Source organism: Francisella sp. Scap27, assembly GCF_013394105.1.
Lineage (GTDB): Bacteria > Pseudomonadota > Gammaproteobacteria > Francisellales > Francisellaceae > Francisella > Francisella adeliensis.
Genome location: NZ_CP041326.1, coordinates 841,053 through 863,658 on the forward strand (window position 1 = coordinate 841,053; position 22,606 = coordinate 863,658).

Sequence of the window (22,606 nt, forward strand, 5' to 3'; positions counted from 1 at the left end):
TGAAAACTATGAAAATATTAATTCTCTACCATCATGTAAATAATTAATATAAATATTACTACTTGGCTGAGATAAAAAACCTTTTCCTTTTTCAGGCCACTCAATAAAACAAATACTATTTTCATTAAAATAATCTCTAAGACCAATCCACTCCAACTCTTCTGGATCTGCTAGCCTATAAAGGTCAAAATGATGAATTGTCACACTTTCAAACTCATAACTCTCAACCAAAGTGTAGGTTGGACTTTTAACATTACCATTATAACCTAAGGAGCGTAATACACCTTTCACAAAAGTAGTTTTACCTGCACCTAGATTACCATGTAAAAAAACCACATCACTAGTTTTTAGTCTACCAGCATATTCAGTAGCAAGTTCTAGCATTTGCTGTTCATTATTAGCTATTTTTATTATATTCTTCAAGAAACTTACCTGCCATTACAAACGATCCAAACACGACTGTTACCGTATTTTTTTTCGCTAAATATAAACTAGTTAAATCCTGATGATAATCAGCCATAACTATATTTTGCTTTTCAAATTCAGCCCTAATATCATCAATATCAAGTGCACGAGCATCTACACACTTAAGATTGACAACATTCCACTTATTCACATACTGTTTTGAAATATCCAAAACCTTTTCAATATCTTTAGACCCCAATATCCCAAACACAGCTTCATATTTAAGATTATGAAATTCTGCCTTTTTCTCTAAAAGAGAAAACAAATGTTTAACTGAAGCAGGATTATGTGCGACATCAACTATAACATAGCTTTTAGAAGCACTGTCACTTTTAAGCTGATAAAATCTTGCTGGGGCTTTAATATGCTCTAACCTTGGTGCGTAATTAATTGCTAAACTATGAAGTAAGTATTCAGCTATTGCCATTGCTATATTGTGACTATGAGTAAAACATTCTACCGACTCATATTCATAGTTTTTCTCATAAATAATAGCTCCAACTTCTTTTGCATATAAATATACACTCTCAGGCATTTTAGAACCTAAAAACAATGGTATTTGTGACCTGCAAATACCAACCTTTTCACGACCAATTTTATCAAGAGTATCTCCTAGTATTTCACAATGATCAAAATCTATATTTGTAATTGCTGTAATATCAGGCTCTAAAAGATTAGCCGCATCTAATCTACCACCTATGCCAACCTCTAAAATTAAATAATCAACATGAATCTTTTGACTATACATACAAGCTGATAAAAAAGCTATTTGATAGTAAGAAAGCTTATATTCATGACTAATTTCCGCAAGTCGTTCTAAAATCTCCAGTAAAACAACCTCATCAATAGGTTTTTTATTTAATGAAATTCTTTCATTGAATTTAAAGACATGAGGTGATGTATGAGATAAAACGGATTTATTATTAGCTACCAATAACTCTTCAAGCATTGTTACCGCTGTGCCTTTACCATTTGTGCCAGCAACAGTTATTATTTTGAATTTTTTATGAAAATTAAATTCTTGAAGAAGATCTTTTAACTCATGCAAAGCACAAATTTGAGCATCATTAGCCATTATATTAGCTATCTTGAGATCGACGCTCATTTTAGTATTATGCTTCTGCTTGTGCAGATTTATGTTCTAAAGCTTGATTATGGTTAATTTTAGTAAGATTAGGCATTAATTTATCTATCAATTTAGAAATTTCTGATCTTAAATTTCTACGATCAACAATCATATCAACCATACCTTTCTCAACCAAGAACTCACTTCTTTGGAACCCTTCTGGTAGCTGCTCTCTAACAGTTTGTTCAATTACTCTAGGACCTGCAAAGCCAATTAACGCTTTAGGTTCAGCAATATGAACATCACCAAGCATAGCTAATGATGCTGATACACCACCCGTAGTTGGATCTGTAAGAACCACTAAGTATGGAAGCTTGGCTTCTGCTAATTTTTGTAATGCTGCACTAGTTTTAGACATCTGCATTAATGAGAATAATGATTCTTGCATTCTTGCTCCACCACTTGCTGTAAAACAAATGAAAGGAACTTTCTTTTCCATAGCAAGTTTAACGCCACGAATAAACTTTTCACCAACAACAGAACCCATTGAGCCACCCAAAAACATAAAGTTAAATGCAGCAGCTACTACTGGAAAACCTTCAACAGTTCCCTCCATAACAACTAATGCATCTTGCTCTTCTGTTTTCTTTTGAGCTTGAGATAGTCTATCTTTATATGCTTTAGTATCTTTAAACTTTAACATATCTACCGGAGAGATATTTTCAAAGTGTTCAGTCATAGAATTTTCATCAAAAAATATGCTTAATCTATGTCTAGCTGAGATTCTGTAATGATAGTTACAACTTGGGCATACAGAATTATTATTTGCTAGCTCTTCTGAGTATACAGTTATCTGACACTGTGGGCATTGACTCCATACACCTGAAGGTAAATCTTTCTTTTGGGCACTCATACCCAAACTCTTTCCAATTACTCTAGTTAACCAACTCATTTACTAATCTCCTATAAATATATAGTTTAAGCACAAAGCTTATATCTTATGCGAATATCTCTATATCACTAAAGAAATATCCGATCTCTCTAGCAGCTGATTTTTCAGCATCTGAACCATGTACAGCATTAGCATCAATACTATCAGCAAAATCTGCACGAATAGTACCTGCGTCAGCTTCTTTAGGGTTTGTAGCACCCATTAAATCACGATTCTTAAGGATTGCGTTTTCACCTTCAAGGACTTGTATCATTACAGGGCCTGAACTCATAAACTCTACTAAAGCACTAAAAAATGGTCTTTCACTATGTTCAGCATAAAAACCTTCTGCTTCAACTCTAGACAAATGCTTCATTTTTGCAGCAACTACTTTAAGGCCTGCTTTCTCAAAACGACTATAAATATCACCAATTACATTTTTAGCTACAGCATCTGGCTTTATTATTGATAACGTACTTTGTTTACCCATTTTATTTTATTCTCCTGTATTTAGTTAAATCAAATTATAGCATTATTATTTATGAAATATCAAAACAACAAGCTTATAATTCATTATTTTTGCATTGCAGCCTCTATATAAGACTCAAATAATTTATGTCCATATCTAGGTGTTGATGTGAATTCTGGGTGAGCTTGACAAGCTACAAACCACTTATGTTCTGGCAACTCCACTATTTCCATTAGACTTTTATCCTCTGATTTGCCTGAGAAAATCAAACCAGCTTGTTCTAAAGCTTCGACATACTTATTATTCACCTCATAGCGATGACGATGTCTTTCCACCACTTCCGCTTTTTTATAAATATCTCTCACTCTTGAACCTTCATCCAATACAGCTTTATAACCACCTAAACGCATTGTGCCACCAAGATCTGAATTTACAGTTCTTTGATGAATCTCACCAAACTCATCCTGCCACTCTGTTATAAGGGCTATAACAGGATTCATAGTTTTTGAATCAAGTTCACTAGAATGCGCATCTTTTATGTTAAGGACATTTCGAGCATACTCGATAACAGCTAGCTGCATACCTAAACAAATACCCATAAATGGTACATTATTCTCTCTAGCATATTTAATAGCAATTATTTTACCCTCAACACCTCTATGTCCAAAGCCACCAGGAACAAGTATTGCGTTTATATTTAAAAACTGTTTTTTTACATTTTCAGTTGTAAGTTTTTCAGAGTCAACAAATTTTATTTTTACTTTAACACCTTTTTTATAGCCAGCGTTATAAAGAGCTTCATTTAGAGATTTGTACGCTTCTGTTAAAGACACATATTTACCAACCATCGCAATAGTAACTTCACCTTTAGTCTCTTTTATTGCTTCAACTACACCTTGCCATTCAGATAAATCTGCATCCTGTGCACCTAGGTTCAAAAGCTCAACTAATTTAGAATCAAAACCTTGCTCATGGTATCTAAGAGGCACTTCGTAGATAGTTTTCACATCTTCAGCAGTAAATATAGAATCTTGACTTACATTTGTGAAAAGTGCTATTTTACGCTTCTCGTCTTCACTAAATATTTTTTCACACCTACATACTAATATATCTGCCTGAATTCCTATACCTCTAAGTTCTTTTACTGAATGCTGAGTAGGTTTAGTTTTCATCTCACCTGCAACTCTAATATAAGGTAGAAGCGTTAGGTGAACAAACAAGGTTCTATTTCTTCCTAGCTCAATTCGTAGCTGTCGAATAGCTTCAAGAAATGGTAAAGACTCTATATCACCAACTGTACCGCCAATTTCTACTATTGCAACATCAATATCATCGGCAATGCCAGAACAAACTCGGTTTTTTATCTCATCAGTGATATGTGGAATAACTTGGATCGTTGCTCCTAGATAGTCACCTTTCCTTTCTTTTTTAAGCACACTTTGATAAACCTTACCTGTAGTAAAATTACTAGCTTGAGTCATTTTATTACGAATAAATCTTTCGTAATGCCCCAAATCAAGATCAGTTTCCGCACCATCTTCTGTTACATAGACCTCTCCATGTTGTAGAGGACTCATAGTACCAGGGTCAACATTTATATAAGGGTCTAGTTTCATCATCGTTACATTTAAACCTCTGCTTTCCAGCAAAGTTGCTAATGATGCAGCTGTTACACCTTTACCAAGCGAAGATACAACCCCACCTGTAACAAAAATAATTTTAGTCTTTGGATTCATTTTGAACACATGAAAATATAGAAAATCATGGAGTCTAAGTATAACATACTTAACTAATATTTCTATTGAAAATAAGTAAACATCTAGGTCTAAATGCTCAATATTAAGACTTTATCTTACCACTGCCTTTAACTTTGGCCAGAAACTTCTTCTTATAATCTCTTAATGTGTATTTTCTTAATTCAGAAGGTACTTTAACGATATACTCTTGGTAATCACTATAAGGAACTGGCATCCTCCATGGCTTACCTGGCTTGCCTGCATAATGCACTATAGCAGGGTTTTCTTTAGCATATAAAAGCTCTTCATCAGTGTATACATTTTTTATATACTCGTACTCTTCAGATTCAGACAAATTGTCTAAGTAATAGACACTCTGCAAAGTACAGTAATCAAAAGGTACATCCTTAATCTTACTCGAAACAAGATTTAATGTATCTAAGTCAAAAAACTTTAATCTATCATTATATGTATTAATAACATCAAAACATCTATCAACAAATTCATTTTCACGCATTAATTTTGTGTTCATGACAATAAAACCAGACCAATAGATAAATTCATTATCATTTTCTTTGAAGTACTTATGACCAATCATTTCAGATGAATTTCTTTCAGCTCTTACTGCTGCAAATTCATACCCACATAGATTTAACTCATAAACTTCTCTCATATCTTTCATAAACAGCACATCAACATCTGAATATATAACACAATCATATTGAGGTAATAGTTCAGCTATCAAAAGTCGATAATAAACAATCTCCGTCCAACTTCCACCTTTATTTATTGGTGCATGCTTAAATCTTGATTTATCTATAAATTCAAACGATATTTTATGCTGGGTATTAGCTAACATTTTCTCAAAGCATAAAATAGTCTTATCATCTATATCAGGATGAAAAACATAAATATCATAAACAGTATCATCATTAGCTGTTTCAATTAAACTTTTTATCGCTACTGCAGCACCTAGAACTATTCTTTTATCAAATGTAAAAACTATTGGAATATTTTTATTCATTATTTTAATACCTTTAAATCACTTCTTAGCTATTAATTTCTGTAAATTGTCTTTTGATGATAGAAAAAGTTGTGAAGCATATTCATCAAGTTTGTTTTGCATATTTCTATAATTTTCTTGAGTCATCTCAATAGCCTTTATCATTTCTAATGAATACTCGCTATCGTCACTGTATATAAGACTGTTTTGATCATCAAAACCGTTAATTTCAGCAAATTCAGTCCGAATAATAATAGGCTTTAAAAAACCATAAACTAGCTGAAATGTTCCACTAGTTTTTACTGTTATATATTTTCTGTGAATATCAGTGTTTTCATATGCTGAAAGAATAAAATCAGCCTTTTCTATTTGATCATACATCTCATCAAAGTTCAGTCTACCTTTAATATCAAAATATTGTCGCAAACTTTGAGGTAAACTAGAAAGTTTACCTTTACCAATAACCGTAACTTTAAAGTTAGTAAACCCTTTAGTAACCATATCACTTACTGCATCAACAAGAATCTTAGTATTCTTTCTTTTTTCAGAGAGCTCGCCAATTGTGACAAAATTAGTTAGTTTATTTTTTGGATTTGACTTTATAACTCCAAAATAATGAGGATTTACAACAGTCGTCTTAGCGCCTTTATAGTCGATTTCACGCAGTGTAATTATTGATTCCTTTAACTTTCCATTATCGACTAACTTATCAATCTCATGCTCAACAAAAAATATTTTTGATTTATCTACATTAGGATGAAAACTTTTGTATGCTGATTCAATATCTTGAGTGCTAAGTTTACCAAGAGTAGTAACTAAAATGCCTTTAACATTACTAATCTCATTATTTAAGAAAAATTTTCTGATCTGTTTTTGAGTCATCACATTATATGAAATATTCTCATTTTCAAAGCGACAAAAAAGTCCTTCATCATATCTTTCCGGGGTTACTAATATAGAGACATGGAAGCCTAACTCAAGCAAATACTTTGCAAATCCAGGAACAATTTCAGCATGGCTACTTGAGCATGGTTCCCAAACTATAAAAGTATTTTCTTTTATTTCAGGCTCTTTCTTTTGACAAAATAGGTTTTTCAAAGTTTTCAAACAATTCATACAAAAAGTTTTTATAAGGAATATAATATTCATTATCGCATACATATATATATGATACATAATAAATTTTTAAACTTAAGTGCTCAATATTTACATAATTAAACTTAAACCCGAGTAAGTCTTGATACAGATGATTAATGGTAGTATAAATACTAGAATGAATATAGATTGAATCAAAATAAATGAGCAAATCAAAAACCATAAAAATGCCAGATACATTGCTAATACTCTTTTGTATAGCAATATTAGTTTCCATCACCAGTTATTTTGTTCCTGTCGGAAAATTTGATACTCAAACCATCAAATATCAGTCTAATGAACAGACACTCTCAAAGGAAGTCTTGTTAGCAAATAGTTTCCAATTCAAAGTCGATTCAAGTAATAATCCTAAAACGTCTCCAGTAAAAGTATTTTCAGCTAATGAGTCAGAAAAAGGATTTACAAATTTCGTATATGAAGGATTAACCTCAGGATCTAGAGATGGTGGTGCTATTTCAATTATTGCATTCCTGTTGATCATAGGAGGCTCATTTGGCGTACTATTAAAAACAAAAGTAATCGATCAATCAATCTTGAGAGTAGTCAGTAAATTTCAAAATAACAAAATCTTTTTACTTCCTGCTTTATGCTTTATTTTTTCATTAGGTGGTGCTGTTTTTGGCATGGGTGAAGAAACTATCCCTTTCATTATGCTTTTAGTTCCGATATTTGTTCTTATTGGCTTTGATGCAATAACCTGTACACTAGCAATTTATCTGGCTACTCAGATTGGTTTTGCAACATCGTGGATGAATCCTTTCTCTGTGAGTATTGCCCAAGGTATAGCGCAAATACCAATTCTATCAGGAAGCTTATTTAGAATAATTCTTTGGCTTATTTTTACTCTTTCAATATCAATTTTTACTGTATTTTATGCTTTGAGAATACAAAAAAAACCATCATTATCTCCAATGTATCAGCATGATAATGTCTATAGAGATTCTAGTGATTATAGTTTAGAACAAACTCAAAAAATATGCACTTACTCATGGCTGATATTATTAAGTCTCTTTATAACAATTATATGGCTAGTCTATGGTGTAGTAGAACTAGGTTACTACATCCCACAAATAGCTACTTTATTTACTATTCTTGGTCTAGTCACAGGCTTTCTAGCTGTGGTTGGTAAAGTAAATGGTATGACACTATCAACAGCCATAAACGCCTTTAAAGAAGGTGCCAAAGATTTATTACCGGTTTGCTTAATTATCTCGTTTGCTTACGGTCTTATATATCTAATGGGTGGATCAAACCCAAAAGATTATACTATGCTAAATACACTGCTAGAATATGCAAGTAAAAGCATTTCCGGTACAAATGAATATGTTTCTGCTCTTGGAATGTTTTACTTCCAATCAATATTTAATTTCTTTATAACTTCAGGCTCTGGTCAAGCAGCCTTAACAATGCCTATTATGTCACCTCTAGCAGATTTAACTGGTATAAGTCGACAAATTGCTGTTTTAGCATTTCAATTAGGTGATGGTTGGACTCATTGTCTAATGCCAACATCAGCAACCTTAATGGCTGTACTTGGTGTTGCAAGGATACCTTACGGTGTATGGTTAAAATTTATCTTTAAATTCTACTTATACCTTATGGCACTAAGCTCTTTTATGATTATAGTAGCCGTATACATAGGCTATAACTAAGCTATTCAATTAAACTTGCATCTCAAACTTATAGTGCTTATCGAAATATTTACCTCTGAACATAATAAACTAAAACTTCAATCTCATGGTTATTAAATGTAATCGAATGTATTCACTCATTTTATTTACTAAGTATAAATAATATAGATATAAACCATCAGAAACAAAAAAACCCAGAAAACTGGGCTTTTAATAATTATTTAAAGAAAATAAAAGATTTTAAGATTTAGAAATCTAATGATTCAAGAGCATTTCTTAATGATTCTTCAATATCTTCATTGATGTCTTTCTCTTCTTCTACTTGAGCTTCTTCAGCAGAATTTTCACTAACACCAAATGAAGAAGACACATCAGAAAGTAGTAGATTATCATCTACCCCAAGTTCTTCACGCATTTTCTCAATTTTGTCAGTTTCTTTTCTTACTGCAAGACCTGTACCAGTAGGTATTAATCTACCTATAAGTACATTCTCTTTAAGGCCTCTTAAGTTATCCACTTGAGAGTGAATAGAAGCTTCTGTAAGAACTCTAGTAGTTTCTTGGAAAGATGCTGCTGACAAGAATGATTCTGTAGATAGAGAAGATCTTGTAATACCCATTAACATAGGCTCAAAAATTACTTCTTTCTTATCTTCACTACGAAGCTTATCATTCTCTTCGAAAATTCTAACAAGCTCAGCAACTTCATTCTTAACAAACTTACTATCACCTTGATCAAGAACCCTAGCTTTTCTCATCATCTGTCTAACAATAGTTTCAATATGCTTGTCATTAATTACAACGCCTTGCATACGATAAACTGATTGTGCTTCAAACATTATATAATCAGCAAATGCTTTCAAACCACGGTACTTAAGTAAGTCATGTGGATCAGTAGGGCCATCAGCCAATACATCACCTTTAACAACTTTCTCGCCATCAAACACAACTAAATGTCTTGATTTATGCATTAAGATTTCATCAATAAGATGACCATCTTTATCTAAAAGCTCAATTCTTTGCTTCTCTTTAGTATCTCTATTACCAAGTCTTACTGTACCATCACAAGGTGAAAGTACTGCAGCTTCTTTAGGTCTTCTAGCTTCAAAAAGTTCAGCAACTCGTGGAAGACCACCAGTAATATCTTTGTTTTTTGAGCCTTCTAAAGGAATCTTAGCAATTACATCACCTATATCAACCATTGCATCATCAGCAACACTTAATACTGCTCCAATAGCTAGAGATATAGACTTAATAACCTCACCTTTTTCATCAACAATATTAACTACTGGCTTTAAGTTTTTAGCTGTAGTTCTTTGTGAAATAGAAGTTATCTCAATAGTTAGCTGACCAGTTAAATCATCATAAGTATGCTTAGAAGTAATACCATCGATAATATCTTCCATTGCAATTTTACCTGCAACATCAGTAATTAACGGCTGAGCATGTGGATCCCAAGTAGCAATTACATCACCTATCTCTACTGCTTTACCTGATTTTAATGGTAAAGACGCACCCATAGGGATCTTATGTTGCTCACGAATACGACCCATACTGTCAGATACAATAATTTCACCAGCACGAGATATAACAATCTCATTGCCTTCTCTATTTGTAACTGTACGGATGTTTTTATGCTTAATCTTACCTGCAGTTTTAACCTTGATGTCAGAAACTGTAACACCAAGTGATGCAGCACCACCTGTATGGAAAGTACGCATTGTAAGCTGTGTACCTGGCTCACCAATTGATTGGGCAGCGATTACACCTACAGATTCACCAACGTTTACTTTTCTCTCACGAGCCAAGTCACGACCATAACAAGTAGCACATAGTCCACGACGAGTATTACAGCTAATTGGCGATCTAAGTTTGATCATATCAATAGCATTATCATCAAGTAACTCAACAAGATTTTCATCAAGTAAAGTACCTGCTTCTAATAAAACATCGCCTTTTTCAGTGATAACATCAGCAGCTAAAGTTCTACCTAACGCTCTTTCAGCTAGAGGTACTTTAACTTCACCGTCTTCAACAATAGCTGAGAACATAAGTCCGTCTTCTGTACCACAATCTTCTTCGATGATAACTAAATCTTGAGCTACATCTACTAGTCTACGCGTTAAGTAACCTGCGTTAGCAGTCTTAAGAGCTGTATCGGCAAGACCTTTACGAGCACCATGCGTAGATGTAAAGTATTGAAGTACTGACAAGCCTTCTCTAAAGTTTGCAGTAATAGCAGTCTCGATCATCGTACCATCTGGTTTAGCCATCAATCCACGCATACCTGCTAACTGACGCATTTGGTTATAAGAACCCCTTGCACCAGAATTAGCCATCATATACACAGAGTTAAATGACTCAATGTCTTTTTTCTCACCATTTACTGTAATAGTATCTTTAGAAATCTCATCCATCATCAAAGCACCAACCTCATCAGAGACTTTGCTCCAGATGTTAATGATGTTGTTATATCTTTCATTTTCAGTAATTAATGAAGACTGATATTGTTCAGTTACTTGTTTAATCTCTTCTTCAGCAGCTTCTACTTTAGCTTCTTTAATATCTGGAATAGTCATATCGTTGACACCCACAGAAATACCTGAAATAGTAGAGTATTTGAAACCAGCATACATAAGTTTATCAGCAAGAACTACAGTAGCTTTACCACCTAATACTCTAAATGCTTGGTTAATTACTTTAGAAATTTCTTTCTTAGCTAAAACTTTGTTTATAAATGAGAAAGATATACCATCTGGTAAGATGTTTATTAGTAAAGCTCTACCAACAGTAGTATTTACCACACCCTTTTCATTATAAGTATTACCTTTAGTATCAAAAACTTGTCTATCAATTCTTAGCTTAATTTTTGTATGAATTTCAATAGTACCAGAATTATACGCTCTTGCTACATCATCATAACTAGCAAATAACTTGCCTTCGCCTTTAGCACCCTCTTTTTCACGAGTGATATAGTACAATCCTAGTACGATATCCTGTGTAGGAGTGATAATCGGCTGACCAGATGCTGGAGAAAGGATGTTATTTGTAGACATCATCAACACACGAGACTCTAACTGAGATTCTACAGTTAAAGGTACATGCACAGCCATTTGGTCACCATCGAAATCGGCGTTAAATGCCGCACAAACTAATGGATGAAGCTGGATAGCTTTACCTTCAATCAGCTTAGGTTCAAATGCTTGAATACCTAATCTATGAAGTGTAGGAGCACGGTTAAGAAGTACTGGATGTTCATTGATCACAACTTCTAAAATATCCCATACTACAGCTTCTTCAAGCTCAACCATACGCTTAGCTTGTTTGATAGTAGTAGCATAGCCACCTAATCTTAACTTAGAGTATACAAATGGTTTAAACAATTCTAGTGCCATCTTCTTAGGTAAGCCACACTCATGTAACCTAAGTGAAGGTCCTACCGTAATTACCGAACGACCAGAATAGTCAACACGCTTACCTAAAAGGTTTTGACGGAAACGACCTTGCTTACCTTTAATCATATCTGCTAAAGATTTAAGTGGGCGCTTGTTAGAACCTGTTACAGCTCTACCGCGTCTACCATTATCTAGTAAGGCATCTACAGATTCTTGTAGCATTCTCTTTTCATTTCGCACAATAATATCTGGTGCATTAAGATCAACTAGCTTTCTAAGTCTGTTATTTCTGTTGATAACTCTTCTATAAAGATCATTAAGATCAGAAGTAGCAAAACGACCACCTTCAATTGGTACAAGTGGTCTTAAATCAGGTGGTAGTACAGGCAACACTGTCATTACCATCCACTCAGGTTTATTACCAGATGCTAAGAAAGTCTCAAGAAGTCTAATTCTTTTAATTGCTTTTTCTCTTTTAGCAGTGGATTTACTTCCTTCATATTCTGCTTGTAAAGTTTCAATTTCAGTTTCAATGTCAGTTTCTGACAACAGCTCACGGATTGCTTCAGCACCCATTGCTGCTTCAAATTCATAACCATAGTTTTCTAAAGCTTCAGCATACTCATCATCTGTAAGAAGTTGTTTCTTTTCTAATGGAGTCATACCAGGATCTGTAACTATATATGACTCAAAATATAGAACTTTCTCTACATTTTTAAGAGGCATATCTAAAAACAGACCTATTCTTGATGGTAAGGATTTTAAGTACCAAATATGTACAACAGGACAAACTAGATCAATATGACCCATTCTCTCTCTACGCACTTTAGCTTGCTCGACTTCTACGCCACAACGCTCACAAACTACACCACGGTGCTTAAGTCTTTTATACTTACCACAAAGACATTCATAATCTTTTACTGGGCCAAAAATTTTAGCACAGAATAAACCATCTCTTTCAGGCTTAAATGTTCTATAGTTAATAGTTTCAGGTTTTTTAACTTCACCATGTGACCATGATCTTACGACCTCAGGTGATGCTAAAGATATTTTGATTATATCAAACTTTTTACCATTGTAATCTTGCTGTAGGATACCGTTATTCACAGGTAATTCTCCTATACTTTATATTTATAATAACAAAATAAGTAGCTTTAATAGATGCTTATTCTTCCTCTGACGAATGATCGAAGTCCATATCAATACCTAATGCTCTAACTTCATTTCTTAGTACATTAAATGATTCTGGAACATCAACATTCATAGTCAACTTACCATCAACGATATTCTTATACATCTTAGACCTACCTGTAATATCATCTGACTTCACAGTTAACATCTCTCTTAATGTATAAGCAGCACCGTATGCTTGTAATGCCCAAACCTCCATTTCACCGAATCTTTGGCCACCAAACTGTGCTTTACCACCTAATGGTTGCTGTGTCACAAGACTATATGAACCTGTTGATCTAGCATGCATCTTATCATCAACCAAATGGTCAAGTTTAAGCATATACATATAACCAACAGTCACAGCTCTATCAAATGCTTTACCAGTACGACCATCAAATAATTTCATCTGACCATTACTAGCAAATCCACCAATTTTTAGAAGCTCTTTAATATCTTCTTCTTTTGCACCATCAAATACTGGTGTTGCAATTGGCACACCATCAGTTAAGTTTTCAGCCATAGCTATAACTTCACTGTCACTTAATGATTTAATATCTGCTTTCTTATCGCCTACAGTGTTGTAAACTTCTTCTAATGTTTTTCTTAGATCATCAGCTTTTTTAGTTTGTTCTAAAGTTTTCTCAATCTTTTTACCAAGGCCATAAGACGCTAGTCCCATATGAGCCTCAAGTATCTGACCGATGTTCATACGCGAAGGAATACCTAATGGGTTCAGACACACATCTACAGGTGTACCATCTTCCATATAAGGCATATCTTCAATTGGTAATACACGTGAAACCACACCTTTGTTACCATGACGACCAGCCATTTTATCACCTGGCTGAATACGCTTCTTGATAGCTACAAAAACTTTTACAGTTTGTAACACACCAGGAGAAAGCTCACTTGACTGCATAATAGAACGGCGCTTAGTTTCAAACTTACCATCTACAGCAATTTTTGCTTCATCATAGTATTCTTGAGCTTTACGAACTTTTTCATCAAGCTTTTCATCTTCAAAAGAGATTTCCAACCATTTTGAAAACGGTAATGTTTCTAAAAATTCTTTAGTTAAAATAGCGCCTTTTTTAAGCCCTTTTGCTTTAGAAATCTTAGAACCAACTATATCTTTTTCTACAGAAGATCTTACAACAGATTCTACTACTGCAAATTCTTCATCAAAGTCTTTACGAGCCTTATCAATAAGTTGTTTTTCAATCTCTAATGCTCTTTGACTCTTGCCGCCTTTATCGTTTTCAAATACTTGAACTCCGATAACAGTACCACCAGTACTACTTGGCATTCTTAATGAACTATCAGCAACGTTTGAAGCTTTTTCATTAAAAATTGCTCTTAGAAGTCTTTCTTCTGGAGTTAACTGTTGTTCAGCTTTAGGAGTAATCTTAGCAACTAAGATATCACCAGCTTCTACATTTGCACCTATATGAACAATACCAGACTCATCTAATTTAGATAATCCAGATTCACTCACATTCGGAATATCTGAAGTTATTTCTTCAGGGCCAAGCTTAGTATCACGAGCTACACAAGTAAACTCTTCGATATGGATACTTGTATACTTATCATCTTTTACAATTCTTTCAGATAATAAAATTGAATCCTCAAAGTTATAACCATTCCATGGCATAAATGCAACCATCAGGTTATGACCAAGTGACAACTCACCAAAGTCAGTAGCAAAACCATCAGCTAATATATCACCAGCTTCAATCTTATCACCAATATTTACGATTGGGCGTTGATTGATACAAGTGTTTTTGTTTGATCTTTTGAACTTAGTTAAGCTATAAATATCTACTAAGTTATTGTTCTTAGATTTTTTAGTATTTACCTTAACTACAATTCTATTTGAATCAACTTCTGCAATAGTACCAGGGTTTCTAGCAACAATACAGTTACCTGAATCTCTAGCAACAATCTTCTCCATACCAGTACCAACCATTGGCTTCTCTGATTTTAGAGTAGGTACAGCTTGTCGTTGCATGTTTGCACCCATTAGTACCCTGTTAGCATCATCATGCTCAAGGAACGGGATTAATGCTGCAGCAGCTGAAACCATTTGTTTTGCAGATACATCCATGTACTGAACACGACTTGATTCTGTAAATATAGCTTCACCACCAGAACGACACTGAATTAGCTCATCAACAAAATGGTTTTTATCATCAAGCCTAGTTGAAGCTTGTGCAATTACGAAATTACCTTCATCAATTGCTGATAAATATTCTATTTTATCTGTAACTTTTCCGTTTATAACTTTTCTATAAGGTGCTTCTAAGAAACCATAATCATTTACACGAGCATAACTTGCCAATGAGTTGATTAGACCAATATTTGGACCCTCTGGAGTTTCAATCGGACATAATCTACCATAGTGAGTAGCATGTACATCACGTACTTCAAAGCCTGCTCTATCTCTAGATAAACCACCTGGGCCTAAAGCTGAAATTCTACGCTTATGCGTAACTTCTGACAATGGATTATCTTGATCCATAAATTGTGACAATGCACCAGAAGTAAAGAATTCTTTGATAGCTGCTGTAATTGGTTTAGAGTTTACGATATCTTTAGGCATAAGCTTTTCTTTATTAACTAAAGTCATGCTTTCACGAATACCTTTTTCAACTCTATATAAACCAACTCTAAATTGGTTCTCAACCATTTCACCAACAGATCTTACTCTTCTGTTGCCTAAGTGATCGATATCATCAACACTGCCCTTACCATCACGAATCTTCATCAATTCTTCAAGAACGCCCATAATGTCGCTGTTTTCAAGCGTATACACATCTTTAGCTACTGAATCATTTCCAAGTCTTGCATTTAGTTTCATTCTACCGATATCAGATAAACTATATCTACTTTCAATAAAGAACAAACCTTCAAATAAAGCCTTCACAGAAGCTGCTGCTGGAGGATCACCAGGTCTTAATACCTTATATATTTCAACCAAAGCTTCATCAGTGTTTTTTGTCAAATCATGCTTAAGCGTATCAGATATATATCTACCTCTTTCAGTAGTAATAAAATCTATAACATCTATTTCAAGCATACCGTTAGTAACACAGTTCTCTAATAAAGACTCTGTCACATCATCGTTTGCATATGCAATAACTTCACCCGTTGCTTCATTTACCATGTCTTTAGCAATACGGAGCGTACTTACCAGATCAAGATCAATAGCAGCTGAATCAACACCTGCATCTGTAATCTTTTTAATATCTCTAGTAGTTAGTTTTTTATTTTTCTTAACTAAAATCTTGTCATCTTTATCAAAGATGTCAAATTTAAGAACTTCACCTTTCATTTGTGAAAGATTATCAAGCTTAAGACCAAAACCTTTTGAATCAATCTTGATAGTTTTAGTATCAGAATAATACTTAAGTATATCTTCTTGTGTTAAACCTAAAGCTTTTAACACAACTGTAGCACATATCTTTCTCTTTCTATCTATACGCGCCCATACAATACCTTTTGAGTCAAATTCAAAGTCTAACCATGAACCTCTGTATGGAATTATGCGAGCAGAAAAAGCTCCTTCTTCTGAATCATCTTTACTAAAGAATACACCAGGAGATCTATGTAATTGTGATACCACAACTCTTTCAGTACCATTAATAATAAAAGTACCATTTGTTGTCATTAATGGGATATCACCCATATAAACATATTCTTCGCGAATATCTTCGACAACCTTTTCATTTGGAAGTGCCTCTTTATTATATACAACCAATCTCAGCTTCACATTAAGAGGCGCATCATAAGTAGCTCCACGAATCTGACATTCATCTCCGTCAAATGTTGGTAAACCTACTTGATAGTCAACATAATGAAGTTCATACTGACCATTTTTGCTCTCAACAGGAAAAGACTGTTTTAGCACTGTTTCTAAACCGGAATGCACTTTACCTTTAGCTTCATCAGCATTAAGGAACTTTTTATAAGACTCTGTCTGTATAGAAAGTAAATAAGGAACATCCAAAATATGAGGTAAAACCCCAAACTCTTTACGAATTCTTTTTTTCTCAGCGTATGAGTAAGACATCAAAAAACCCTTAAGATTTTGTTTACAAAAAACAAAAAGCAAATACGACTATATTTGCACCAATTTATATTTAAATCACTAAAAACATCTTCTTAATTCGACATTATCTAGCGACTTAAATACATGTATCTTTCAATACTAGAAAGACTAGGGGCCAAACTAATGACCACTAGCCTATATTTCTAAAAACTAATTTTTAGAATATTCTTATTTAAGCTCAACAGTTGCGCCAGCTTCTTCAAGTTGCTTTTTAAGCTCTTCAGCTTCTTCTTTAGCAGCACCTTCTTTTACTGTGAAAGGAGTACCTTCTACAGCAGCTTTAGCTTCTTTAAGACCTAAGCCAGTTGCAGCTCTTACTGCTTTAATAGCAGCAATTTTGTTTGATCCAGCACCAGTTAAAACAACGTCAAAGTCAGTTTTCTCTTCTACAGCTTCAGCAGCCGCAGGTCCAGCAACTGCAACAGCAGCCGCTGCAGATACACCAAACTTCTCTTCCATCATTGAAACTAAGTCACATACATCCATTACACTCATGTCTGCAACAGCGTTTAAAATATCTTCTTTTGTTATAGCCATTTTATAAGCTCCTTTATTTATTTATCAACTAATATTATTTACCATCTTCAACAGTAGCAAGCCGTTATTCAGCCTGTATTGAAACCTCTTTAAGAGTTCTAGCAAGCTTAGTAACTGGCGCCTGCATAACATTAAGCAATATTGCAAGAGCCTCATCCTTAGTAGGAATTTTAGCAAAGTCATCCAATTTCTCTGGACCATATAGTTCACCTTCCATTACTAAATTCTTAACTTCGAAAGACTTGTGGTCTTTTTGGAAGTTTTTGAATAGCTTGGCTGATGCACCTGGCGATTCCATAGAAAGAGCAAGAACAAGAGGACCTACCAAAGCATCATCAAGACACTCTAGTTCAGTTCCCTTAATTGCTAAACGTGCTAAGTTGTTGCGTACAACTCTTAAATAAACTCCAGATTTACGCGCTTCAACTCTTAATGAAGTCATTTCATTAACTGTTAAACCACGATAATCTGCTACTGCTGCAGACAATGCTGAGGATACTTTTTCAGCAACTTCAGCAACAATCGCTTTTTTGTCCTCTATTCTAAGTGCCATAATCGACTCCTTATTTTATTGTCTACACACTTTATTTACTTATTAACACGATATTTAAAAAACCAAATTGGTTGATTCAACATCGTCTGCGTAGGATAACTATTAAGCCAAGCAAGCTCAGCTCCTACGGTCTCTGAACGCTGTATTTTCATACAACCCAAAGAAATGCAAAGCACTATTCTATATAGTTAAATCCGAAAAGTCAAGAGATATTCCTGGACCCATAGTACTAGATACAGAAACTTTTTTCAGATAAACACCCTTAGAAACAGCTGGCTTCGCTTTTTTTAAATCAACTAACAAATGCTCTAGGTTTTGAACTAGCGCCTCTGTGCTGAAATTAACTTTACCAATAGTAGTATGTACGATACCCGCCTTGTCAACACGATATCTAACTTGGCCAGCTTTAGCATCTTTAACAGCCTTAGCTACATCCATAGTTACCGTACCAACTTTAGGGTTAGGCATAAGACCTTTAGGACCAAGAATTTGACCTAATTGACCCACAACTCTCATCGCATCTGGAGATGCTACTACAACATCAAAATCCATATTACCTTTTTTAACTTCATCAGCTAAATCTTCCATGCCAACAACTTCAGCACCAGCTTCTTTAGCTGCTTCTGCTGCAGGGCCTTTAGCAAATACAGCAACTCTTACTGATTTACCAGTACCATTAGGAAGAACAGAAGCTCCTCTAACAACTTGATCAGATTTACGTGGATCTACACCCAAAGCAACTGAAACATCTACTGCTTCAACAAACTTCACAGAAGTAAGTTCTTTTAGAATACCAAAAGCTTCATTAGCAGAGTATTTCTTTTCAGCTTCAACTTTAGCTGCAATATTTTTCATTCTTTTAGATAGCTTAGACATTATTCAACTCCCTCAACTTTTACACCCATACTACGAGCAGAACCTGCAATAATTCTTACAGCAGCATCTACATCAGCAGCTGTTAAATCAGGATCTTTTACTTTAGCAATTTCTTCTAATTGCTCACGAGTAATAGTACCAACCCATTCTTTTGAAGGTGTTGAAGAACCAGACTTCACATTGATCGCTTTTTTGATCAAGAAAGAAGCAGGTGGAGTTTTCATCTCAAATGTAAAACTGCGATCACTGTATACAGAGATCTCTACTGGTACTGGCGCGCCTGGCTCCATACCTTGAGTTTTAGCATTGAACTCTTTACAGAATCCCATGATATTAACACCATGTTGCCCTAAAGCAGGACCAATCGGTGGGCTAGGGTTCGCTTTACCAGCTGCAACCTGTAATTTAATAATAGCTTCTATTTTTTTCTTAGCCATTTTTTTCTCCATTTAGTAGGTTAATAGCGCTTATGTCAATGCATAAGCTCCCTGTGCCTTAGTCAATAAAACTAAGACTCTTTTTCAACTTGTGAAAACTCAAGCTCTACTGGCGTAGATCTACCAAAGATAGACACTGCAACCCTCAACCTTGACTTCTCGTAGTTAACTTCCTCTACCACACCTGTAAAGTCATTAAATGGCCCCTCAAGAACCCTAACAACCTCACCGACTTGGTAAGATTTTCTTAGACGCGGCTCCGCATCTTCAACATTTGCTTGCATGAAACCAAATATTCTTTCAACCTCTGGCTTACTCAAAGGAATAGGCTTCCCTCTAGAACCAATAACAGTTAAAACTCTAGGAACAGCCTTCACAACATCCCAGGCTTCCGTAGTTAGCTTAGCTTCAATCAAAACATACCCTGGAAAGTATTTCCTTTCAGACTTACGCTTTTGACCACCACGCATCTCTACCACATGCTCTGTTGGCACTAAAATACGGCCAAAACTATGCTGCAACTCATTTATCTCTATGTTTTCTTCAAGCTGAGTTTTAACTCTTTTCTCATAACCTGAATGAACTTGAACAACATACCACAACATACCTGGCTTTGTCATCGGTTCAGAATTATCTTCATTTTGAGCAGAATCCACTACAATATTTTTATTATTTTCTTCAGACATTATATAAAACCCTTAATTAACCTAAGAAATATTGGATGAAGTTTTCAAAAATCATACCAAATATAGATATCAATATTGCAAAAATGATAACTACCACAATCACCATTGCACTAATTGTCATAGTCTCCCTTCTTGTAGGCCAAACAACTTTTGCCAACTCTAACTTAGAAGCATTAAAGAACGACCAAAAACGACGTCCTTGATTAGTAAACCTAGCAACAACCAACGAAACTAAAACAACCACTACAGCTATAGATGTATTATATGTACCAAGATTAAGACCTAATACCTCAGAATACATTGTTATAGCAACACCAAAAACTACTATTGCCATAGTTATTAACCAAAGAAACGTATTAGCTCCCTTTGAAATAGTAGAGAGCTCAGTAGGCTTAGTTGCACCACTAACCCACACCTTATCATTAATGTTTTGACTTTTTTTCACTAAATAAATCCTTTATAGAGAGTTTTGTAAATTTAGATTATTAAAATTTGTAGCCTATAAAATACCATAATGAGAATATAATAGCAAGAAAATAAAAAAGGCGGTGTACAAATAAATGCACACCGCCTTAATTATTTGGCAGGCCAGGAGGGACTCGAACCCCCAACTTGCGGTTTTGGAGACCGCTGCTCTACCAATTGAACTACTGACCTTATGTTTTTTAAATCCCAGCGATTAAGCAAGAATTTTAGCAACAACACCAGCACCAACTGTTCTTCCGCCTTCACGGATTGCGAAACGAAGACCTTCTTCCATCGCGATAGAGTTGATTAGTGTTACTTCCATTTTAATGTTATCACCAGGCATAACCATTTCAACACCTTCTGGAAGCTCACAAGCACCAGTTACATCCGTAGTACGGAAGTAGAATTGAGGTCTATAACCTTTAAAGAATGGAGTATGTCTACCACCTTCTTCTTTTGACAACACATATACTTCAGCTTCGAACTTAGTATGTGGAGTGATTGAACCTGGCTTACATAAAACTTGACCACGCTCAACATCATCTCTCTTAAGACCACGAACTAGTACACCAACGTTATCACCAGCTTCTCCACGATCAAGAAGCTTACGGAACATTTCAACACCAGTTACAGTAGTTTTTTGAGTTGGACGAATACCAACAACTTCTACTTCGTCACCAACGTTTACAACACCACGCTCAACACGGCCAGTAACAACAGTACCACGACCTGAAATTGAGAACACATCTTCTATTGGAAGAATGAATGGCTTATCTGTATCACGCTCTGGAGCTGGGAAGTAGTCATCCATCGCTGCTACAAGATCAACGATTTTGTTTACATACTCTTCTTCGCCTTCTAATGCTTTAAGCGCAGAACCCATTACGATTGGAGTATCGTCACCAGGGAACTCATATTGATCAAGAAGTTCACGAACTTCCATTTCAACTAACTCTAAAAGCTCTTCATCATCAACCATGTCACATTTGTTTAAGAAAACAACGATATATGGTACACCAACCTGACGAGATAAAAGGATATGCTCACGAGTTTGTGGCATAGGTCCATCTGCAGCAGAACATACTAAGATAGCGCCATCCATTTGAGCAGCACCAGTAATCATGTTTTTTACGTAATCCGCGTGACCAGGACAGTCAACGTGAGCGTAGTGTCTGTTTGGAGACTCATACTCTACGTGAGATGTATTAATTGTTATACCACGCGCTTTTTCTTCCGGTGCGTTATCGATTTCAGCAAAATCTCTAACTTCTGAACCGTTTTTCTCAGCCATTACTTTAGTAATCGCGGCAGTAAGAGTAGTTTTACCATGGTCAACGTGACCAATTGTACCTACGTTTACATGCGGCTTTAGACGTTCAAACTTAGCTTTAGCCATTTTTATTTACTCCATTTTTTTTCAACAAAAAATAAAAATCAAAAAAGTGGTGCTCACAACCAGACTCGAACTGGTGACCTCTCCCTTACCAAGGGAGTGCTCTACCGCTGAGCCATGCAAGCACAATCTCAAGCTTTTTTGATCTACAAATTATACAATATATGTTTAGGTGGAGCGGGTGATGGGAATCGAACCCACACTATCGGCTTGGAAGGCCGAAGTTCTACCATTGAACTACACCCGCATGGTGGAGGGAGCAGGATTCGAACCTGCGAAGGCGGAGCCGTCAGATTTACAGTCTGATCCCTTTGGCCACTCGGGAATCCCTCCCCTAAACTTTGTAATACTATAAGCGTTATTAAATTAAAAATCAAGTATTTTATACACGATTTTTATTTAAAAGCCATAGGATAGTTTCTAGGGTGCTTTTATAAAAAAAGTAACCATATAATAGCTTTAGTTTCTGCAAATGTAAAGAGGTTCATTAAAAATAAAACATAAAAAATAATTTCATAAAGAATT

At 34.9% G+C, this 22,606-nt stretch carries 17 protein-coding genes and 4 tRNA genes; 1 reads left to right on the top strand and 20 read right to left on the bottom strand.

The window, feature by feature from the left end; translation table 11 throughout:
• Positions 1-6: 6 nt before the first annotated feature.
• From tsaE to FLM55_RS04040, 7 genes are all read right to left on the bottom strand, one after another.
• Positions 7-423 carry a tRNA (adenosine(37)-N6)-threonylcarbamoyltransferase complex ATPase subunit type 1 TsaE gene (gene tsaE / locus FLM55_RS04010; protein WP_178948155.1) on the bottom strand — a complete coding sequence of 139 codons (417 nt, stop codon included), beginning with the start codon at positions 421-423 and terminating at the stop codon, positions 7-9.
• The gene (locus FLM55_RS04015) at positions 398-1,570 is read right to left on the bottom strand and encodes a folylpolyglutamate synthase/dihydrofolate synthase family protein (protein WP_178948156.1); all 1,173 of its coding nucleotides are present in this window, start codon (positions 1,568-1,570) and stop codon (positions 398-400) included. The genes tsaE and FLM55_RS04015 overlap by 26 nt, the downstream gene beginning before the upstream one ends.
• Positions 1,571-1,577: 7 nt before the next feature.
• Entirely contained in the window at positions 1,578-2,483 is a 906-nt protein-coding gene (gene accD / locus FLM55_RS04020; RefSeq protein ID WP_178948157.1) for an acetyl-CoA carboxylase, carboxyltransferase subunit beta, read from the bottom strand.
• Positions 2,484-2,529: 46 nt separating this feature from the next.
• Positions 2,530-2,952 carry a nucleoside-diphosphate kinase gene (ndk, locus tag FLM55_RS04025; RefSeq protein WP_112869439.1) on the bottom strand — a complete coding sequence of 141 codons (423 nt, stop codon included), beginning with the start codon at positions 2,950-2,952 and terminating at the stop codon, positions 2,530-2,532.
• 83 nt (positions 2,953-3,035) lie between these two features.
• A complete protein-coding gene (locus FLM55_RS04030; protein WP_178948158.1) occupies positions 3,036-4,667 on the bottom strand; it encodes a CTP synthase in 1,632 nt (543 codons plus the stop codon).
• Between the two features lie 103 nt (positions 4,668-4,770).
• Entirely contained in the window at positions 4,771-5,691 is a 921-nt protein-coding gene (locus FLM55_RS04035; protein ID WP_178948159.1) for a glycosyltransferase family 8 protein, read from the bottom strand.
• Between the two features lie 18 nt (positions 5,692-5,709).
• Positions 5,710-6,786 carry a hypothetical protein gene (locus FLM55_RS04040; protein WP_178948160.1) on the bottom strand — a complete coding sequence of 359 codons (1,077 nt, stop codon included), beginning with the start codon at positions 6,784-6,786 and terminating at the stop codon, positions 5,710-5,712.
• A gap of 206 nt (positions 6,787-6,992) precedes the next feature.
• On the opposite strand from FLM55_RS04040, the gene yfcC reads away from it, so the two are divergent.
• Positions 6,993-8,477, top strand: coding sequence for a putative basic amino acid antiporter YfcC (gene yfcC / locus FLM55_RS04045; protein ID WP_218644486.1), 1,485 nt, complete (start codon positions 6,993-6,995; stop codon positions 8,475-8,477).
• Positions 8,478-8,703: 226 nt separating this feature from the next.
• Here the strand turns inward: yfcC and rpoC are convergent, their stop codons facing one another.
• The 13 genes from rpoC to FLM55_RS04110 all read right to left on the bottom strand — a co-directional run bounded on the left by rpoC (position 8,704) and on the right by FLM55_RS04110 (position 22,414).
• Positions 8,704-12,957, bottom strand: coding sequence for a DNA-directed RNA polymerase subunit beta' (rpoC, locus tag FLM55_RS04050; protein WP_178948162.1), 4,254 nt, complete (start codon positions 12,955-12,957; stop codon positions 8,704-8,706).
• A gap of 58 nt (positions 12,958-13,015) precedes the next feature.
• Positions 13,016-17,092 (bottom strand): DNA-directed RNA polymerase subunit beta, encoded by a 4,077-nt coding sequence (gene rpoB / locus FLM55_RS04055; RefSeq protein WP_178948163.1) that lies wholly within the window; start codon positions 17,090-17,092, stop codon positions 13,016-13,018.
• Positions 17,093-17,299: 207 nt separating this feature from the next.
• On the bottom strand, positions 17,300-17,668 hold the full coding sequence (gene rplL, locus FLM55_RS04060; protein WP_178948164.1) for a 50S ribosomal protein L7/L12: 369 nt from the start codon (positions 17,666-17,668) through the stop codon (positions 17,300-17,302).
• 64 nt (positions 17,669-17,732) lie between these two features.
• Positions 17,733-18,221, bottom strand: coding sequence for a 50S ribosomal protein L10 (gene rplJ, locus FLM55_RS04065; RefSeq protein ID WP_178948165.1), 489 nt, complete (start codon positions 18,219-18,221; stop codon positions 17,733-17,735).
• Positions 18,222-18,401: 180 nt separating this feature from the next.
• A complete protein-coding gene (gene rplA / locus FLM55_RS04070; protein ID WP_178948166.1) occupies positions 18,402-19,097 on the bottom strand; it encodes a 50S ribosomal protein L1 in 696 nt (231 codons plus the stop codon).
• A complete protein-coding gene (rplK, locus tag FLM55_RS04075; protein ID WP_178948167.1) occupies positions 19,097-19,534 on the bottom strand; it encodes a 50S ribosomal protein L11 in 438 nt (145 codons plus the stop codon). Before rplK ends, rplA begins: the two co-directional genes overlap by 1 nt.
• A 71-nt stretch (positions 19,535-19,605) precedes the next feature.
• Complete coding sequence (nusG, locus tag FLM55_RS04080; RefSeq protein ID WP_112870859.1) at positions 19,606-20,139, bottom strand: transcription termination/antitermination protein NusG; 534 nt, start codon at positions 20,137-20,139, stop codon at positions 19,606-19,608.
• 97 nt (positions 20,140-20,236) lie between these two features.
• Positions 20,237-20,665: a preprotein translocase subunit SecE gene (gene secE / locus FLM55_RS04085; RefSeq protein WP_178948168.1), complete on the bottom strand. Its 429-nt coding sequence runs from the start codon at positions 20,663-20,665 to the stop codon at positions 20,237-20,239.
• Between the two features lie 136 nt (positions 20,666-20,801).
• Positions 20,802-20,877: transfer RNA gene (locus tag FLM55_RS04090), tRNA-Trp, on the bottom strand.
• A 22-nt stretch (positions 20,878-20,899) separates the two neighbouring features.
• The gene (gene tuf / locus FLM55_RS04095; protein ID WP_178948169.1) at positions 20,900-22,084 is read right to left on the bottom strand and encodes an elongation factor Tu; all 1,185 of its coding nucleotides are present in this window, start codon (positions 22,082-22,084) and stop codon (positions 20,900-20,902) included.
• 47 nt (positions 22,085-22,131) lie between these two features.
• A tRNA-Thr gene (locus FLM55_RS04100) sits at positions 22,132-22,206 on the bottom strand.
• Positions 22,207-22,254: 48 nt separating this feature from the next.
• Positions 22,255-22,328, bottom strand: a tRNA-Gly gene (locus tag FLM55_RS04105).
• Position 22,329: 1 nt separating this feature from the next.
• Positions 22,330-22,414: transfer RNA gene (locus FLM55_RS04110), tRNA-Tyr, on the bottom strand.
• Between the last annotated feature and the right edge of the window lie 192 nt (positions 22,415-22,606).

Excerpts from the sequence above, each read along its gene's own strand:
- FLM55_RS04015 (WP_178948156.1), bottom strand. The coding sequence starts at position 1,570 with ATGAGCGTCGATCTCAAGATAGCTAATATAATGGCTAATGATGCTCAA.
- accD (WP_178948157.1), bottom strand. The coding sequence starts at position 2,483 with ATGAGTTGGTTAACTAGAGTAATTGGAAAGAGTTTGGGTATGAGTGCC.
- ndk (WP_112869439.1), bottom strand. The coding sequence starts at position 2,952 with ATGGGTAAACAAAGTACGTTATCAATAATAAAGCCAGATGCTGTAGCT.
- FLM55_RS04030 (WP_178948158.1), bottom strand. The coding sequence starts at position 4,667 with ATGAATCCAAAGACTAAAATTATTTTTGTTACAGGTGGGGTTGTATCT.
- FLM55_RS04035 (WP_178948159.1), bottom strand. The coding sequence starts at position 5,691 with ATGAATAAAAATATTCCAATAGTTTTTACATTTGATAAAAGAATAGTT.
- FLM55_RS04040 (WP_178948160.1), bottom strand. The coding sequence starts at position 6,786 with ATGAATTGTTTGAAAACTTTGAAAAACCTATTTTGTCAAAAGAAAGAG.
- yfcC (WP_218644486.1), top strand. The coding sequence starts at position 6,993 with ATGCCAGATACATTGCTAATACTCTTTTGTATAGCAATATTAGTTTCC.
- rpoB (WP_178948163.1), bottom strand. The coding sequence starts at position 17,092 with ATGTCTTACTCATACGCTGAGAAAAAAAGAATTCGTAAAGAGTTTGGG.
- rplL (WP_178948164.1), bottom strand. The coding sequence starts at position 17,668 with ATGGCTATAACAAAAGAAGATATTTTAAACGCTGTTGCAGACATGAGT.
- rplJ (WP_178948165.1), bottom strand. The coding sequence starts at position 18,221 with ATGGCACTTAGAATAGAGGACAAAAAAGCGATTGTTGCTGAAGTTGCT.
- rplA (WP_178948166.1), bottom strand. The coding sequence starts at position 19,097 with ATGTCTAAGCTATCTAAAAGAATGAAAAATATTGCAGCTAAAGTTGAA.
- rplK (WP_178948167.1), bottom strand. The coding sequence starts at position 19,534 with ATGGCTAAGAAAAAAATAGAAGCTATTATTAAATTACAGGTTGCAGCT.
- nusG (WP_112870859.1), bottom strand. The coding sequence starts at position 20,139 with ATGTTGTGGTATGTTGTTCAAGTTCATTCAGGTTATGAGAAAAGAGTT.
- tuf (WP_178948169.1), bottom strand. The coding sequence starts at position 22,084 with ATGGCTAAAGCTAAGTTTGAACGTCTAAAGCCGCATGTAAACGTAGGT.